The organism is Cellulomonas xiejunii (assembly GCF_024508315.1).
In the GTDB taxonomy this organism is placed as follows: Bacteria; Actinomycetota; Actinomycetes; order Actinomycetales; family Cellulomonadaceae; genus Cellulomonas; species Cellulomonas xiejunii.
In genome coordinates, this window is the sequence record NZ_CP101987.1 from 180,084 (window position 1) to 196,837 (window position 16,754).

Consider the following 16,754-nt stretch of genomic DNA (forward strand, 5'->3'; position numbering starts at 1 on the left):
CGGCGCGATGGATACCGGTGCTGAAAGGTCACGTGCCGTTCCGGGGGTCTTGGCCTTCGGGATATGCTGTGCCCGCTTGCTCGGTGGGAGCGCTCTCGCCGTGGCTCGGCGATGCGCTTCGACGGCGCGAGCGCGCGGCTCCGCCCGCGATGTAGTTCCGTAGGACGACCAGGTACCTGAGCAGGGTCGCTGACACCTGGCGTGCACCTCACGGTGACGCCTCGGTCGTCGGCCGTGCGACGAGGCACGAGAGGCATGCGATGCGGTTCGGCCACTTCGACGACGAGGCGCGCGAGTACGTCGTCACGACGCCCCACACCCCCTACCCGTGGATCAACTACCTCGGGTCGGAGCGGTTCTTCTCGCTGCTCTCGCACCAGGCCGGTGGGTACTCGTTCTACCGTGACGCCAAGATGCGGCGCCTGACGCGGTACCGCTACAACAACATCCCTGCCGACACCGGCGGCCGCTACCTGTACGTGAACGACGGCGGCGACGTGTGGACCCCGTCGTGGCTGCCGGTCAAGGCGGACCTCGACCACTTCGAGGCGCGGCACGGCCTGGGCTACTCCCGCATCACGGGCGAGCGCGGCGGCCTGCGGGTCGCCACGACCTTCTTCGTGCCGCTGGGCGAGGACGCCGAGGTGCAGCGGGTCGCTGTCACCAACACGTCCGACGTCGAGAAGACCGTCACGCTCTTCTCGTTCGTCGAGTTCTGCCTGTGGAACGCGCAGGACGACCAGACGAACTACCAGCGCAACCTGTCGATCGGCGAGGTCGAGGTCGAGCAGGACGGCCCGCACGGGTCCGCGATCTACCACCGGACCGAGTACCGCGAGCGCCGCGACCACTACGCGGTGTTCGGCGTGAACACCCGCGCGGACGGCTTCGACACCGACCGCGACACGTTCGTCGGTGCGTACAACTCCCTGGGTGAGGCGGCCGTGCCGCGCGCCGGGGCGTCGGCCGACTCGGTCGCGTCCGGCTGGTACCCGATCGGCTCGCACTCGGTGCGCGTGACCCTCGCCCCGGGCGAGACGCGCGACCTCGTGTACGTCCTGGGCTACCTGGAGAACGCGCAGGACGAGAAGTGGGCCGACGACGCCCACCAGGTCGTCAACAAGGAGAAGGCGCACGCGCTGCTGGGACGCTTCGCGACGGCTGAGCAGGCCGACGCCGCGGTCGAGGCGCTGCAGACCTACTGGACCGAGCTGCTCTCGACGTACTCGGTGCGCTCGGGCGACGAGAAGCTCGACCGGATGGTCAACATCTGGAACCAGTACCAGTGCATGGTCACGTTCAACATGTCGCGCTCGGCCTCGTACTTCGAGACCGGCATCGGCCGTGGCATGGGCTTCCGCGACTCGAACCAGGACCTGCTGGGCTTCGTGCACCTGGTCCCCGAGCGCGCGCGCGAGCGGATCATCGACATCGCCTCGACGCAGTTCGAGGACGGGTCTGCCTACCACCAGTACCAGCCGCTGACGAAGCGCGGGAACAACGACATCGGGTCCGGCTTCAACGACGACCCGCTGTGGCTCATCGCCGGTGTCGCCGGGTACGTCAAGGAGACCGGGGACTTCTCGATCCTCGACGAGCCCGTGCCGTTCGACAACGAGCCCGGCTCCGAGGTGCCGCTGTTCGAGCACCTGACGCGCTCGTTCGACTTCACGGTCAACAACCGCGGCCCGCACGGCCTGCCGCTCATCGGCCGCGCCGACTGGAACGACTGCCTCAACCTCAACTGCTTCTCCACCGAGCCCGGCGAGTCCTTCCAGACCACCGAGAACCAGGCCGGTGGCCACGCCGAGTCCGTGTTCATCGCCGCGCAGTTCGTCCTCTACGGCGAGCAGTACGCCGAGCTCGCGGAGCGTCGTGGCCTGACCGAGGTCGCGTCGCAGGCCCGCAAGGTCGTCGGCGAGGTCCGCGAGGCCGTGCTCGAGCACGCGTGGGACGGCCGCTGGTTCCTGCGCGCGTACGACTTCTACGGCAACCCTGTCGGCACCGACGCCACGCCCGAGGGCAAGATCTGGATCGAGCCGCAGGGCTTCGCCGTCATGGCCGGCATCGGCGTGGGCGAGGGCCCCGACGACGTCGAGGCGCCGGCGATCCAGGCGCTCGACGCGGTCGACGAGATGCTCGGCACGCCGCACGGCCTGGTGCTGCAGTACCCGGCGTACACGACGTACCAGATCGAGCTGGGCGAGGTCTCCACGTACCCGCCGGGCTACAAGGAGAACGGTGGCATCTTCTGCCACAACAACCCGTGGGTGATCATCGCCGAGACGGTCGTCGGGCGCGGGGACAAGGCGTTCGACTACTACAAGCGGATCACCCCGGCGTACCGCGAGGAGATCAGCGACGTCCACAAGCTCGAGCCTTACGTCTACGCGCAGATGATCGCCGGCAAGCAGGCGCCGCGCGCGGGCGAGGCGAAGAACTCGTGGCTCACCGGCACGGCGGCGTGGAACTTCGTGGCCGTCTCGCAGTACCTCCTGGGTGTCCGGCCCGACTACGACGGCCTGGTGGTCGACCCGCAGATCGGCCCGGACGTCCCGTCGTTCACCGTCACGCGCGTGGCGCGGGGCGCGACGTACGAGATCACGGTCACCAACTCAGGTGCCCGTGGCTCGCGCGGTGCGCTCGTCGTCGACGGGTCCCCCGTCGAGGGCAACCACGTGCCGTACGCCCCCGCGGGCAGCACCGTCCGCGTCGAGGTCACGCTCTGACCGGGGCCGCTGCGCGCCCGGCGCCGACAGCAGGGGGCTGCCGCCGATGACGATCACCGCACAGATCACCGAGCCCGCGCCCACCCCGGTCACCACGACCGGGGTGGCGCCTCCGGGCGCCGTCACGCTGCGCAACGACCGCTGGGAGCTCGACGTGCTGCCCGGCACGGGCGCTGCGCTCGGCGGGGGGCGGATCCGCACGGCCGACGGGGTGTGGCGTGATCTGCTGCGCCCGACCCGGCGGGCGTCGTCGGGGAACCCGGAGAAGTGCGCGAGCTTCCCGATGGTGCCGTGGTCCAACCGCATCCGTGACGGCGTGCTGCCGTTCGCGGGGCGACGCTGGCAGCTGCAGCGCAACGCCGCCGACGGCACCGCGATCCACGGTGCCGTGCGGTACGCCCACTGGGACGTCGTCGAGCAGTCTGCGACTGCCGTGACGCTGGCGGTGGACACGGCCGAGCAGATCGGCATCAACTTCCCGTGGCAGTTCGGCGCGACCGTGCGGTACGCGGTCGACGGTGACGACCTGGTCGTGACGACGTCGGTGCGCAACACTGACGTCGAGCCGTTCCCCGCGGGGTTCGGCCACCACCCGTACCTCAGCCGTGCGCTGCTGCCGGTCGGTGCGCCCGTCCGCGAGTACCCGCCGACCGCCGGTCCGCTCCTGCACGTGCCCGCCGAGGCGGGGTACCGGTTGTCCGGCGCGATCCCCGACGGCCCCGCCGGCGCGGTGCCGCCGCGCGCGGACTTCCGCGCGCGACGTCCGCTCGGCTCGGCATTCGTCGACGACGTGCTGACCGCGCTCGACCCGACCGCACCGGTGTGCGTCGACTACGCGGACGAGGGCGTCACCGTCGAGCTGACGGTCGACCCGGTGTACCGGCACCTCGTGCTGTACGCCCCGCGTCGCCGCTGCTACTTCGCGCTCGAGCCCGCGACCAACGTGAACGACGGGTTCACGCTGCACGACCAGGGCGTCCCGGGGACGGGCGTGTTCGTGCTGGAGCCCGGCGAGGAGCGCTCGGGCACGTTCCGCCTCTCCGTCACGACCTGACCGAGCCCGCCCCACCCCCAGGGTGGTGAGAGTGCAATCCAGTCACCCCCAGGGTGGTGAGAGTGCAATCCAGTCACCCCCCAGGTGGTGCGACCGCCGCGACCACCGTCGTCCGCCACGACGCCGACAGGTCCGGGGCGCGCAGCTCCCACACCGCCGACGCCTGCGTGATCGTCACGTCGTTGAGTACGCCGACGCCGGCGAGGACGACGCCGCACAGGAACACCCCGCGCAGCACGTCGACGCCGTCCGCGCCCAGGACACGAGCGAACGCGAACGTGTCCTCCGAAGTCACGTGCGCCAGACGTGCGGCGTGGGCCCCGAGCAGGCCCAGCCCGGTGACCATCGCCAGCCCGAGCAGCGTCCCGGCCAGGGCCGTCGTGGTGCGCAGCGACACCCCGTGGGCCAGGTAGGGCGTGGTGCTGGATTGCTCTCTCACCACCTGGGGGGTGACTGGATTGCTCTCTCACCACCTGGGGGGTGACTGGATTGCTCTCTCACCACCTGGGGGGTGACTGGATTGCTCTCTCACCACCTGGGGGGTGACTGGATTGCTCTCTCACCACCTGGGGGGGTGACTGGATTGCTCTCTCACGACCTGGTGAGAGTGCAATCCAGCACCGCGGTGGGTCGTCAGGGGGGTGTCAAGCGGGTCTCCCGTGGCGATGGCCATCTCGTCGGGGACGACGTCGAGGGTCGTGGTGCGGACACCTCACCGGTGAGGACGCCGCCGTCGTCGGTGACGGCGATGGGGGGCGCCGTGCCGATCAGTCCAGGTCGAGCACCATCCGGTGGCCCCACTCGAACGACTCGTCGCGCCGGAACCCGAGGTGCTCGTAGAACGCGACCGCCCGCGTGTTGCGCCCGTCGACGCCCAGGTGCACGCCGGGCACCCCACGCGATCGCAGCGAGTCCGCCACGCCTTCGATGAGCCGGCGGCCCCAGCCCTGCCCCTGGAGTCGCGGTAGCAGGTCGATGTGCAGGTGCGCGGGCGCCGACGCGGGCACGGGCGCGGGCGCCGGGTCGTGGACGAGCGCGCGCAGGACGTGGTCCTCCGTCCCGTCACGCGGGTCGACGAGCCGCGGGTAGCGCGCGCGCAGCACCGGCCACCACGCCCGCTCGCACCACGCCGCGAAGGCCTCGGTGTCGGCCGTCGCGACGACGTACCCGCCCACGCCCTCGTCATCGACGACCACGGACGTCAGCCCCGGGTCCGCCACCGGGTACGGGCCGCAGTACACGTGGCCGAGCAGGTCCGGGTCCCGGTAGAGCGGCGTGGCGTCCTGGCCCGCCGCGCCCGTGAGCAGGCAGACGCGGTACATGCCGGGCAGGTCGGACGGGTGGAACGGGCGCATCGACGCGGTCACCGGCCCGACCCTGCCACCACGGGCCCGCGGGGGCCAGAGCCGGCGGGACGGCGGCACGTCCGGGGTTGAAGGACCACGCCGGGTACCGGGTAGGATCGTTGGCGCAGCGCTCGCGAGAGCGCCGCGCGGGTGTAGTTCAGTGGTAGAACTTCAGCTTCCCAAGCTGATAGCGCGAGTTCGATTCTCGTCACCCGCTCCATCGCTTCCGCAGTGCACGACGCCACGCAGGCTCTGTCGGCGGACCTCGGACCCTTCTGCCGGTCGGCTCGTGCCACAGCGACGACCGGGCCCGATTCCGCCGTGCGAGCGCTCGGGACGTTCCCTGGTGGGGATCCTCTGACGCACGACGGCGGGGCGACCGCAACCGGGCTCCCCAGGGCCGTCGCCCGGCCATCCGAGGCTGCCTTCCCGATGCTGGAGCTCACCCCTGCGAGCTGCCTTCCGTCAGAGCAAGCAGGGCGGCCGGGTTGTCGATCGTCAGGCGGTCGACGACATCGCCCCCGACCCGCCGGGCGAGCCGCGGCAGGAAGCGGGCCGGCAGGTACTCCAGGCCAGGGAGGCCGCCGTACGCGCGGTAGCGGCTGCGGCGCGCGACGTCGCCGCCGAGCACGACCCGGGACGCGTCGCCCGCGGCGAGCGTCGCCTCGAGGCAGTCGAGGATCGCAGCGTCCGGGGCCTCGCGGTGCCGGGCCATCCCGTCATAGCCGAGGTACGCGCCGGCGTGGGTGAGCTCCGCGTGCAGCCCGGGGTCGAGGTTGCGGTCCACGTGCGCGAGTACCACGCGGTCCGCGGGCAGGCCGTCGCGCGCCAGCGCGGCGAGCACCTCCCACGCGGCTGACCCGTGCTCGAGGTGGACCATGACGGCGACCCCGGTCGCGCGCGCCACCTCGGCGACGGCGGCGAGCACGCGCCGCTCGAACGGCGAGATCCGCCAGTACCCGATCCCCGCCTTGAGGATGCCCGCCCGGACGGGCTCACCCGACGGGCCCACGGCGACGTCCCCGCGGTCGGCGGTGTCGCGCGCCGGCAGGCCGTGACGCACGTCCGCCGTGAAGCGCTCGACGAGGTCGGCGGTGCCGCTGGCGCGCAGCCAGTGGTCGCCCGCGTAGTGCTCCTCGCGGTGTGCCCCGCTCGCGTGCACGACGGCGAGCCGCGTGCGCGCGCTGATCCGGGCGACCGCCGCGGGGTCGCGGCCCAGGCCGGTCGGCGTCGCCTCGACCATCGCGCCCATTCCGGCCGCGACGAGGAGCGCCGCCTCGTCCCCGCTCGCCGCCTCGTCATCGAGCTCGTCCCCACTGAGCAGTGGGGAGACCTGGAAGAGGTGCTCGTGGTAGTCGCACCGGCCGAGTGACTCCGTCGGCCTGTCGCCGAGCACCGTTCGCACGGTGGGGCTCCCAGGCGGGGGCAGGGCGGCCGCGGCGGCGCGTGTGTTGGCCATGCATGTAGTAGTACCACCAGAATGCGCGCTCTGCGACGGGCTCAGCCGCATCGCCTCGCGAGAACTTGCATTCACACCGGCGGCATGTTGTAGCCTTACAACATCGCTCAGCGGAGAGGGAGACATGACAACCGACCTGGCGTGGCCGATCGCCCTGACGATCGGAGTCGACGGCGTGATGTCCGGTGCGACCGGCGCGTATGACAAGCTCCTGGGCGACCTCGACGGGGTGTACCTGAACGACGGCGCCTTCGCCGAGGCGGTCGCAGCCCAGGGCCACGACCGCCTCGCCTACCACGTCGACGAGCATCGGTACGGCTCGGACCCGGGGGCGCTCATCGTCGGCACGAGCACGCTGCTGCCGGGTCGCGTCGGAGACGAGTTCGCGATGACGCGCGGCCACCTGCACGCGCGCGCCGACCGTGCCGAGCTCTACCACTGCCTCAGCGGCCGCGGCGTCATGCTCATGGACACCGTCGACGGGCGCAGCCAGGCGGTCCCCATGACCCCCGGCGTCGCCGTGCACGTGCCGGGGCACTGGGTGCACCGGACGGTCAATGTGGGCGACGAGCCGTTCGTCACGCTCTTCTGCTACGCCGCCGACGCCGGCCAGGACTACGACCTGATCTCCGACGCGGGAGGCATGTCCCAGCTCGTCGTGACCGACGGCGCGGACGGCTGGATCACCCGCCCGAACCCCCGCCACACCGGCTACGGGAGCGCGGCGTGAACGCGGCGTCGTCTGTCGTCCTGCCGGCGCCGGCCCGGGTCCCCACCCTCTACTTCATCGGCGTGACCACCGGGAAGTCGTCCATCCAGACGGTCTTCCCGCGCTGGGCGGCCGAGCTCGGTCTCGGCGACGTGCGGCTCCAGGGCATCGACCTGCCTCTGCACGCCCCGCGTGAGAGCTACCGCCGGGTCGTGGAGTTCATCGCCGGCGACCCGCTCAGCGTCGGCGCCCTCGTCACGACGCACAAGATCGACCTCTACGCCGCATGCGTCGACCTGTTCGACGAGGTGGACGAGCTCGCCCGGCTCATGGGCGAGACGAGCTGCCTGTCCAAGCGCGACGGCAGGCTCGTCTGCCACGCCAAGGACCCGATCTCCTCCGGCCTCGCGATCGACGCGTTCCTGCCGGCCGGTTACTGGCAGGAGACGGGTGCCGAGGTCTTCCTCATGGGCGCGGGCGGCTCCGCCATCGCCATCAGCTGGTTCCTCAGCCGGCCCCACCGCGGCGCGGACCGCCCGTCCCGCATCGTCGTGTCCAACCGCAGCGCGGCCCGGCTCGAACACGTCCGCGCCGTCCACGCCGAGCTGGGCACCGACGTGCCGGTCGAGCTCGTCCACGCCCCGCAGCCGACCGACAACGACGACGTCCTCGCGGGCCTCGCGGCCGGGTCACTCGTCGTCAACGCGACGGGCCTCGGCAAGGACGGACCGGGCTCGCCGCTGACCGACGCGGCCCGGTTCCCCGACGGCGCGGTCGCCTGGGACCTCAACTACCGCGGCGACCTCGTCTTCCTCGACCAGGCCCGGCGCGCGGGCGTCCGGGTCGAGGACGGGTGGGTGTACTTCCTCCACGGGTGGACGCAGGTGATCGCCGAGGTCTTCGCGCTCGACATGCCGACGTCGGGCCCGCGCTTCGACGCCCTCGGCGAGATCGCGGCGGGGAACCGGCGATGAGCACCGCCCGGCGCGTCCTCGTGACGCCGCGGTCCCTGACTGCGGCGGGTCTGGCCGACGTCCCCGAGCTCGAGCCGCTGCGCGAGCGCGGCTACGAGCTCGTCGGCCCGCAGCCGGGACGCATGCCGACCGCCGAGGACCTCCGGGACCTCCTCCCGGGCTGCGTCGGGTGGCTCGCAGGCGTCGAGCCGATCACCGCCGAGCTCCTCGCGCACGCCCCGGACCTGCGCGTCATCAGCCGCAACGGCGCCGGGACGGACGCGATCGACCTCGACGCCGCGGCGCGCGCGGGCGTGCCCGTCGTGCGCGCTGTCGGCGCCAACGCCCAGGGTGTCGCTGAGCTCGTGCTGGCCCTGACCATGAGTGCGCTGCGGCACGTCGTCGTCACGTCGACGGTGCTGCGCGGCGGCCGGTGGGAGCGCCTGCAGGGTGCCGAGCTGGCCGAGCGCCGCGTCGGACTCGTGGGCCTGGGCGAGGTGGGCCGGCGCGCGGCCGCCATGTTCGGCGCCCTCGGCGTCCCGGTCGTGGCGTACGACCCCTACGTCACCGGGGGCGAGGTCCCGGTCGTGCCGCTCGACGAGCTGCTGCGCACGTGCGACGTCGTCAGCCTGAGCTGCCCGCCGCCCGCCGAGGGGCGTCCTCTCCTCGGGGCGGACGAGGTCGCCACGATGGTGCCGGGGACAGTCCTGGTCAACACCGCCCGGTCCGCGCTCGTCGACGACGACGCCATCCTCGCCGCCCTCGAGGAGGGCCGGCTGAGTGCGTACGCCGTCGACGCCTTCGACACCGAGCCGCCCGCTCCGTCGCCGCTCCTTGCACACCGGCGCGTGATCGCGACGCCTCATCTCGGCGGGTACACCGGGCCCAGCGTGCGCCGTGCCACCACTATGGCAGTCACCAACCTCGTCGGTGCCCTGGAGGAACGATGACCGTGACCGCCGATGATGCAGCTCCCCTGATGGAGCGCCTGCTCCACGCCGACGACCGGCTGCGCCCGTCGGAGCGCAAGGTCGCCGCCGTCGTCCTCGAGGACCCCGCCGCCGCCGTCCACCTGAGCATGGCGACGCTCGCCGCCCGGGCGGGCGTGAGCGAACCGACCGTCATGCGCTTCTGCACCGGCCTCGGGTTCGAGGGGTTCCACTCCTTCCGCATCGCGCTCGCCGAGGCGCTCGCGATCGGCCTGCCCGTGACGCACTCGGCGATCAGCCCGGACGACGCCGTCGAGGCCATCGCGATCAAGATCTTCGACCACACCGTCAGCAGCCTCGACCGGGCCCGGCGCTCGCTCGACACCGCTGCCGTCGCGGCCGCCGTCGAGCACCTCCTCGCGGCCGAGGAGGTCCTGTTCGTCGGGCTCGGCGCGTCCGGGATCATCGCCCAGGACGCGCTGCAGCAGTCCATGCTGCTCGGCGTCGCGTGCAGCGCACCCATCGACCTGCACCAGCAGTTCATGGCCGCGTCCATGCTGCGGCCGGGCAGCGTCGTCGTCGCCATCTCCAACACCGGCCGCTCGCGCTCGATCATCGACATCGCGGCGCAGGGCAAGCGCAAGGGCGCGACGGTCATCGCCGTGGTCGGCGCGCCGAGCCCGCTCCTGGAGCTCAGCGACGTCGGGGTGGTCCTGCGCACGTTCGAGGACACCGACATCTACACGCCGACCGTCAGCCGGCTGGCGGGGCTCGTCCTCATCGACATCCTCGCGACGGCCGTGGCGGTACGCCGCGGGCCGGAGCACCTCCAGCGGCTCCAGGAGATGAAGGAGGCGCTGTCGACGTTCCGAGGGAGCGCCGCGCCCGACGCCGTGCACGTGTCCACCGAGGTGGCCGATGAGGTCGATTGACGCCGTCCTCGGGATCGACCTCGGCACGAGCGTCGTCAAGGCGGGGGTCTACACGGCCGACGGCGTCGAGCGCGCCGCGGGGTCCTGCCCGGTCGCGCTGCGCCGGCTGGGCGGGGGCCACGTCGAGCAGGACCTGGACGAGTTCTACGCCGCAGCCGCCGCCGCCACGCGCGCCGCGCTCGCGGACTCGGGGTTCGACCCCGCCCGCATCGGCGCGGTCGCCGTCGCCGGTCAGATGGCCGGGGTCGGCCTGGTCGACGCCGCCCACCGGCCGCTCGCGCCGTTCGACTCGTGGCTGGACTCGCGCTGCGGGCCGGTCGTCGACGAGCTCGCGGCGCGGCACGGCGAGCGGATCGCCGCCACGTCCGGCTGCGCGCCCACGCTGAGCATCGGCCCGAAGATGCTGTGGTGGCAGCGGACCCACCCGGCGCTGTGCGCCAAGGCCGCCTCCTTCGTCACCGCCGCCGGTTACGTCGCCGGGCGGGCCGCCGGCCTCGCGGGCCGCGAGGCGTTCATCGACCCCTCGCACCTGCACTTCACCGCGGTGGCCGACGTCGGCGCCGGCACGTGGGACGACGCGCTCGTCGCGGACCTGGGGCTCGACCCGCGGCTGCTGCCCCGCATCACCCAGAGCACCGACGTCGTCGGCGTCCTCACCGCCGAGGCCGCCGACGACTTCGGGCTGCCGCCCGGGGTGCCCGTCGCCGCCGGGTGCGGCGACACCGCCGCGGGGGCGCTCGGCGCGGGCGTCACCGAGCCGGAGCACGCGTTCGACGTCGCCGGGACGGCCGCGGTCTTCGGCGTGTGCCTTCCCGCGTTCGCCCCCGACACCGGCGGCGCGCTGCTGACGATGCGCGCTGCCCTGCCGGGCCGGTGGTACTCCCTCGCGTACGTCGGCGGCGCCGGCCAGGTCCTGGAATGGGTCGGCCGTGAGGTGCTCGGGAGCGCCACGATGGACTCGGGCGCCTATGACGGCCTCGCAGCCGTGGCCGCCACGGTCCCGCCCGGCAGCGACGGCGTCGTGCTCGTGCCGCACTTCTCGGGCCGGATCGCGCCCGTCGCCCCGGCGACCCGCGGCGCCGTCGTCGGCCTCGGCACCGAGCACCACCGTGGCCACCTCGCGCGCGCCGTCCTCGAGGCCATCGCCTTCGAGTACCGCGGCTACGCCGACGCCGCCCGGGCCTCCGTGCCGGGGCTGACGCTGCGGTCGGTGACCGGCTCGGGCGGCGGTAGCCGCAGCGCCGTGTGGAACCGCATCAAGGCGAACGTGCTCGGCGTGGCGTACGCCCCCGTGCGGGGGATCGAGGCGGGCACCCGCGGTGCGGCGATCGTCGGGCTCGTCTCGCTGGGCCACGACGTCCCGCCGCTGGACGCGTCGGCCGTCGGCGAGGTCGAGCTGCCGGACCCGGCGGACACGGCGGCGTACGAGGCCGCGTACGAGGGCTACCGCTGGTGGACGGAGCGCCTGGTCCAGGGCTACCGCCTGCGCGCGGAGGACATCAGCGAACGACGAGGTGGGGAGGACGCGTGAGCGTCAGCAAGCGGATCTGCATGGTGGGGGCCGGACGGGTGGGCCGGCTCCACACGCGCAGCATCATGGAGCGGCTCGGCCACCGGGCCCGGGTCACCGCGATCGTGGACCCGAGCCGCGAGGTCGCCGAGGAGCTGGCGCGCGACTACGGCGTCGAGGTCGTCTGCTCCTCGCTGGAGGAGGCGCTCGAGCGGGGCGTGTACGACGGCGTCGTCATCACCACTCCGACGTTCACCCACCACGCGCTCGCCCTGACCGCGCTCGCGGCCGGGCTGCACGTCCACCTCGAGAAGCCGATGGCGATGAACGTCGTCGAGTGCCGGGAGATCACCGGGGCGGCCGAGCGCGCCGGGGTGGCGCTGCAGCTCGGCTACATGCGGCGCTTCGACCGCAACTTCGTCGACGCGGCCGAGCTGCTGCGCAGCGGCGAGATCGGCGACCCGATGATCATCAAGTCGCTCACGCACGGCCCGGGGCTGCCGCCCGCGTGGGCGAACGACATCCGGACGTCCAACGGCATGCTCGCCGAGGTCAACAGCCACGACCTCGACACCATCAGCTGGTTCGCGGCGTCGGAGCCCGTGGAGATCCACGCCACCGTCGCGAACCACAAGGGTGCCGACCGCGGCGTGACGAGCGAGCACTTCTACGACACCCTGCTCGCGACGGTGACGTTCGAGTCCGGGGCGCTCGCGAGCGTCGCGGGCGTCTGCCCTGCCGACTACGGCTACGACGCGCGCGTCGAGGTCACGTGCACGGGCGGCATGGTGCAGGTCGGCGACACGGGTCCGGGCGGGCTGTCCGTCCTCCCGGCCGGGAACCACCAGCACTCCCGTCCCGTCTTCCGGTCCTGGCGGGACCGGTTCGCCGACGCCTACGTCGAGGAGATGCTCGCGCTGCTGGACGTCATGGACGGCGCACCCGTGCGGGTGGGCGCCGCCGACGGCACGCGCGCCGTCGCGCTCGTCCTCGCCGGGACCCTGTCGATCCTCGACGGCCGGCCGGTGCGCGTGGCCGAGGTGACGGGCCCCGACTTCGTGCCGTCGTGGCAGGCCGCGGCGGCGGAGGCGCGGTCATGAGGGCCGTCGCGTACCGGGGCCCGCACGACCTGGTCGTCGAGGAGCGGGCCGAGGCGCCTCTGGCGGCGGGGGAGGTCCGCGTCGCCGTCGAGAGCGTCGGCGTCTGCGGGACCGACGTGCGCATCGTCAAGGGCGAGCACTCCGCCTACGCCGGAGTGGTGGGGCGCGTTCCCGGCCACGAGGTCGTCGGCCGCGTGGCGGAGATCGCCCCCGCGACCGACGCGGGCTGCGCGGTGGGCGACCTCGTCTTCGTCGCGCCGAATCTCGGCTGCGGTGAGTGCGCCTTCTGCGCCACGGGCGACGAGAACCTGTGCCCCGCGACCGACGGCATCGGGATCACGCTCGACGGCGGCTTCGCCGACTCGCTCGTCGTGCCCGCCCGCGCGGTCGCCGCCGGCAATCTCATCCGCCTCGAGGAGGGCAGCAGCCCCGACGCGGCGGTCCTCATCGAGCCCCTCGCGTGCGTGCTGCGCGGGCAGGACAAGGTGGGCGTCCGGGAGGGTGACACCGTGCTCGTCGCGGGCGGCGGGCCGGTCGGCCTGCTGCACGTCGCGCTCGCCGTCAGCCGCGGGGCGCGCCTCGTGATCTGCTCCGAGCCCTCGCCCGAGCGCCGCGCGGCCGCGCGCCGGGCAGGCGCTGCCGTCGTCGTGGACCCGACGGCCGAGGACCTCCACGCCGCAGTGGCGCATGCGCTCGGCGGCCGCGGGCCGGACGTCGTCGTCACGGCCGCGCCGGTCCATGCCCTGCAGCGGCAGGCGCTCGAGATCGCCGCCGTCGGCGGGCGCGTGCTGCTGTTCGGCGGCCTGCCGAAGAGCCGCCCGACCGTGGAGATGGACACCAACCTCATCCACTACAAGGAGCTCGTCGTCGCCGGGACGACGGCGTCCAACCTCACCGACTGCCGGCGCGCCGCCGAGCTCGTGAGCGGGGGCGCCGTGGACCTGGACTGGATGGTCTCCCACGTCTGTGCCCTGGAGGACGCCGCCCGCGCGGTCGCGCAGGTCCAGGACGCGTCAGCCCTCAAGGTCATCCTCAAGCCACGTCCGGAGAGGTCCCCCTCATGATCAGCAAGCCTGTCCTGCTCCCGGTGCACCTCGACCCCGAGCCGGCCGAGGCCTTCACCGTCCAGCTCGGGCACCTGCGCCGGCTGACGGAGCATCTCGTCGACTGGGCCCAGCCCGCGCACATCGACCGACCCGTGCCGGAGGGGATCAGCGCTGTCGTCGTGCCCGACCTCAACGGGCGGGCCTACCGGATGGTCGACTCGTTCCGCCGCATCACCGTGCCGATCCTGCTCATCACCTCGGAGTTCGGCACGGTCTCGATGTGGGACTGGGAGATCCGGGACCACCTGCGCCGGCGCGGGGTCACGACCGTGGCCCCGACGTCGCTGCAGGAGTGCGAGGACGTGTGCCGTGCGCTCGCGACGGCCAAGGTGCTCGCGAGCTCGACGATGCTCGCCTACCAGGACGACCTGGGTGCGGGCATGCAGCCCGACATCTTCAAGCGGTTCTTCTGGTGGGAGGACGAGTGCGTCCGCGACATGGAGCGCCAGTTCGGCGTGAAGGTCGAGCGGCGCAGCTACCGCGAGCTCGTGGCCCGCGCGAACGCCGTGCCCGACGCGCGGGTCCAGGAGACCCGACGCCGGATCGCCGGCACCGTGCCCATGGCCGGGCTGAGCCCGTGCGCGCAGTCCGACGCCCTGCGGCTCTACCTTGCGCTGAGCGACGAGGTGGACGAGACGGGTGACGTCGTCGCCACCGGGATCAACTGCCTCAACGAGTCGGCGACATCGACGACGACGCCGTGCCTCGCCTTCGACCTGCTGTTCGAGGAGCGCGGCCTGCTGTGGGGCTGCGAGGCGGACCTGACCTCGATGCTCACGGAGACGATCGTGCACCGGTCGCTGGGCGTGCCGGTCATGATGACCAACCTCTACCCGTTCCTCATGGGCCGGGCCGCGCTCGAGCACGAGGGCATCCCGTACTTCCCCGAGGTCGAGGGCAGGCCTGAGGACCACGTGCTCGTGGCGCACTGCGGCTACTTCGGCGAGGTGCCGCAGTCGTGCGCCTCGGAGTGGGCCTGCCGCCCGCCCGTGCTCGCGATCGTCGACGAGAACGCGCACGCCATCGACGCGCGGCTGCCCGAGGGCCCGACGACGCTCGTGAAGATCGCGAGCGACATGCGGACCCTCACGGTCGCCTCTGCCGAGCTCACCGGCTACGTCCAGTACGAGAACTCCGACTGTCTCAACGGCGGCGTGCTGCGCGTCAAGGACGGCTACCGGTTCGTGGAGTCGATCCCGTCCCACCACACGGTGCTCGCCACGGGCGACCTGGCCCGCCGCACCGAGCTTGTGGCCGGGGTCATGGGCCTCGCAGTCGAGCACATCTAGACCCGGACCGCCTCCCAGGCGGGGGCCCCTCCGGGAACGTGAAGTATTCGGCGAGCCAATTTTAGAAAGTAATGTAAGAACTTGCCAGGTATTCGGTGCGGATGTAGTCTCACTACCAAGGCAGGTCGGCGGGCGAAGGTGCGCGCCGGAGCAGTCGGTCTGACGGGGCGGTCGGACCTGGATCTCGAAGTACCCACCACAACGATGTGACGGAAGGAACGACCAGTGGCTACGTCCAGGTACACGAAGGCCGCGGCGGCCGCCGCGGTGATGACGCTTTGCCTCGCCGCGTGCAGCAGCGGCGGAGACGCGCAGGAGGAGGGCGGAGCGGCAGCCGTCGAGGCCGCCGAGTCCGGGACGGTGACGTGGTGGGGCTGGACTCCTGACACTCCCGTCGCGGAGCGGTACATCGAGGAGTTCAACAAGGAGTACCCCGACATCGAGGTCACCTACCGGAACTTCGAGAACGTCGACTTCCGCACGACGCTCGCGCCGGCGCTCGACTCCGGTGAGGGCCCCGACATCTTCAACCTCTCGCCCGCCGGCGGCTCGCCCGACACGTGGGGCGGCTACGCGCTCGACCTCGAGCCCATCGCGCAGGACGTCCTGGGTGACGACTACGAGTCGGCGTTCGGCGGCGGCTACCTCGACCAGCTCCGCGACTCCGAGGGCCGCCTGGTCTCCATGCCGCTCGGCGGCATGGCGGCGGGCTTCCTCTGGTACAACGCGGACATCTTCGAGGAGGCCGGGGCCGAGGTCCCGACCGACTACGACTCGTGGGTGAAGGCCTGCGATGACATCGCCGCCATCGGCAAGGGCTGCTTCACGATGGGTGCCGGCGGGTCGGACACGTTCCCGTCGGAGATGTACCACTCGATCGCGAACTCGGTGGACCCGGAGTGGTTTATCAAGGCCGCCACGGGTCAGGCCAAGTGGGACGACCCGCAGGGCATCGAGGTCCTCCAGATCATCAGTGACATGCGCGACGACGGCATCATCGCCTCCAACGCGCTCGACTCGACCCAGTACCCGCTCGCCAACGAGGAGTTCATGCGCGGCGATGCCGCCATGGTCCAGATGGGCTTCTGGTACACCCAGTACGCCGGCGCCGAGTCCTGCGTCGCCGCGATGGAGGCCGCGGCCGTCAGCAACCCGGAGTGCTTCGTGCAGCTCCCGGCGCCGTTCCCGGACGTCGCGGGCAAGGGCAACGGCTCCGTGTACTTCGGTGAGGTCGACTACGGCCTGGCGATCAACGCGGACTCCCCGAACATCGCCGCGGCCAAGACCTTCCTCACGTGGATGACGATGACCAAGACCGGCCAGCAGAACGTCGTCAACGCGATGGACCTGCTGCCCGCCCTCCAGGGCGTCACCCCCGACTGGGACGCCATCGAGCTCGTCGACAACGAGGTGCAGCGCCCCGCGATCGAGCAGCTCATGAAGGACAGCACCGAGACGACGCAGTCGCGGCAGTGGCAGACGACCGAGTCCGCGCTCGACGCCATCATCCTGGCCATCCAGCAGGTCCTCGACCCGACCGTGGACCGGTCGGTGGAGGACATCGCCGCCGACATGGAGGCGAGCGCGGAGGACAGCACGGTCGGCGTCGAGGACTGACAGCAGAGCACCCGAGCGAGG

Annotated in this window: 14 protein-coding genes and 1 tRNA gene; 12 read left to right on the forward strand and 3 right to left on the reverse strand. The window is 72.3% G+C overall.

The genetic code is table 11. The annotated features are described in order from the left end of the window. Positions 1-260: 260 nt before the first annotated feature. Positions 261-2,729 (forward strand): glycoside hydrolase family 94 protein, encoded by a 2,469-nt coding sequence (locus tag NP048_RS00820; RefSeq protein WP_227577080.1) that lies wholly within the window; start codon positions 261-263, stop codon positions 2,727-2,729. Positions 2,730-2,775: 46 nt separating this feature from the next. Continuing rightward, positions 2,776-3,783, forward strand: a complete 1,008-nt coding sequence (locus NP048_RS00825) for an aldose epimerase family protein (RefSeq protein ID WP_227577081.1) — start codon at positions 2,776-2,778, stop codon at positions 3,781-3,783. Positions 3,784-3,856: 73 nt separating this feature from the next. Here the strand turns inward: NP048_RS00825 and NP048_RS00830 are convergent, their stop codons facing one another. Together NP048_RS00830 and NP048_RS00835 are read right to left on the reverse strand one after the other, a co-directional pair. Beyond that, positions 3,857-4,222 (reverse strand): YibE/F family protein, encoded by a 366-nt coding sequence (locus NP048_RS00830; RefSeq protein WP_227577082.1) that lies wholly within the window; start codon positions 4,220-4,222, stop codon positions 3,857-3,859. Between the two features lie 328 nt (positions 4,223-4,550). Then, a complete protein-coding gene (locus NP048_RS00835; protein ID WP_227577083.1) occupies positions 4,551-5,150 on the reverse strand; it encodes a GNAT family N-acetyltransferase in 600 nt (199 codons plus the stop codon). Positions 5,151-5,275: 125 nt separating this feature from the next. On the opposite strand from NP048_RS00835, the gene NP048_RS00840 reads away from it, so the two are divergent. Further along, positions 5,276-5,349: transfer RNA gene (locus NP048_RS00840), tRNA-Gly, on the forward strand. Positions 5,350-5,571: 222 nt separating this feature from the next. Here the strand turns inward: NP048_RS00840 and NP048_RS00845 are convergent. Continuing rightward, entirely contained in the window at positions 5,572-6,525 is a 954-nt protein-coding gene (locus NP048_RS00845; protein WP_227577084.1) for a phosphotriesterase family protein, read from the reverse strand. 187 nt (positions 6,526-6,712) lie between these two features. Between NP048_RS00845 and NP048_RS00850 the strand changes: the two genes are divergently transcribed. The 9 genes from NP048_RS00850 to NP048_RS00890 all read left to right on the forward strand — a co-directional run bounded on the left by NP048_RS00850 (position 6,713) and on the right by NP048_RS00890 (position 16,733). After that, complete coding sequence (locus NP048_RS00850; RefSeq protein WP_227577085.1) at positions 6,713-7,318, forward strand: glucose-6-phosphate isomerase family protein; 606 nt, start codon at positions 6,713-6,715, stop codon at positions 7,316-7,318. After that, complete coding sequence (locus NP048_RS00855) at positions 7,315-8,271, forward strand: shikimate dehydrogenase family protein (protein ID WP_227577086.1); 957 nt, start codon at positions 7,315-7,317, stop codon at positions 8,269-8,271. The genes NP048_RS00850 and NP048_RS00855 overlap by 4 nt, the downstream gene beginning before the upstream one ends. After that, positions 8,268-9,200 (forward strand): phosphoglycerate dehydrogenase, encoded by a 933-nt coding sequence (locus tag NP048_RS00860; RefSeq protein WP_227577087.1) that lies wholly within the window; start codon positions 8,268-8,270, stop codon positions 9,198-9,200. Before NP048_RS00855 ends, NP048_RS00860 begins: the two co-directional genes overlap by 4 nt. A gap of 2 nt (positions 9,201-9,202) precedes the next feature. Continuing rightward, positions 9,203-10,111 (forward strand): SIS domain-containing protein, encoded by a 909-nt coding sequence (locus NP048_RS00865; protein ID WP_256769395.1) that lies wholly within the window; start codon positions 9,203-9,205, stop codon positions 10,109-10,111. Beyond that, complete coding sequence (locus NP048_RS00870) at positions 10,098-11,642, forward strand: xylulokinase (protein ID WP_227577089.1); 1,545 nt, start codon at positions 10,098-10,100, stop codon at positions 11,640-11,642. Before NP048_RS00865 ends, NP048_RS00870 begins: the two co-directional genes overlap by 14 nt. Further along, positions 11,639-12,721: a Gfo/Idh/MocA family oxidoreductase gene (locus tag NP048_RS00875; RefSeq protein WP_227577090.1), complete on the forward strand. Its 1,083-nt coding sequence runs from the start codon at positions 11,639-11,641 to the stop codon at positions 12,719-12,721. The genes NP048_RS00870 and NP048_RS00875 overlap by 4 nt, the downstream gene beginning before the upstream one ends. Continuing rightward, positions 12,718-13,785, forward strand: coding sequence for a zinc-binding dehydrogenase (locus NP048_RS00880; RefSeq protein ID WP_227577091.1), 1,068 nt, complete (start codon positions 12,718-12,720; stop codon positions 13,783-13,785). The genes NP048_RS00875 and NP048_RS00880 overlap by 4 nt, the downstream gene beginning before the upstream one ends. Beyond that, positions 13,782-15,116, forward strand: a complete 1,335-nt coding sequence (locus NP048_RS00885; protein WP_227577092.1) for a hypothetical protein — start codon at positions 13,782-13,784, stop codon at positions 15,114-15,116. Before NP048_RS00880 ends, NP048_RS00885 begins: the two co-directional genes overlap by 4 nt. A 225-nt stretch (positions 15,117-15,341) precedes the next feature. Next, positions 15,342-16,733: an ABC transporter substrate-binding protein gene (locus tag NP048_RS00890; protein ID WP_227577093.1), complete on the forward strand. Its 1,392-nt coding sequence runs from the start codon at positions 15,342-15,344 to the stop codon at positions 16,731-16,733. Positions 16,734-16,754 lie beyond the last annotated feature (21 nt).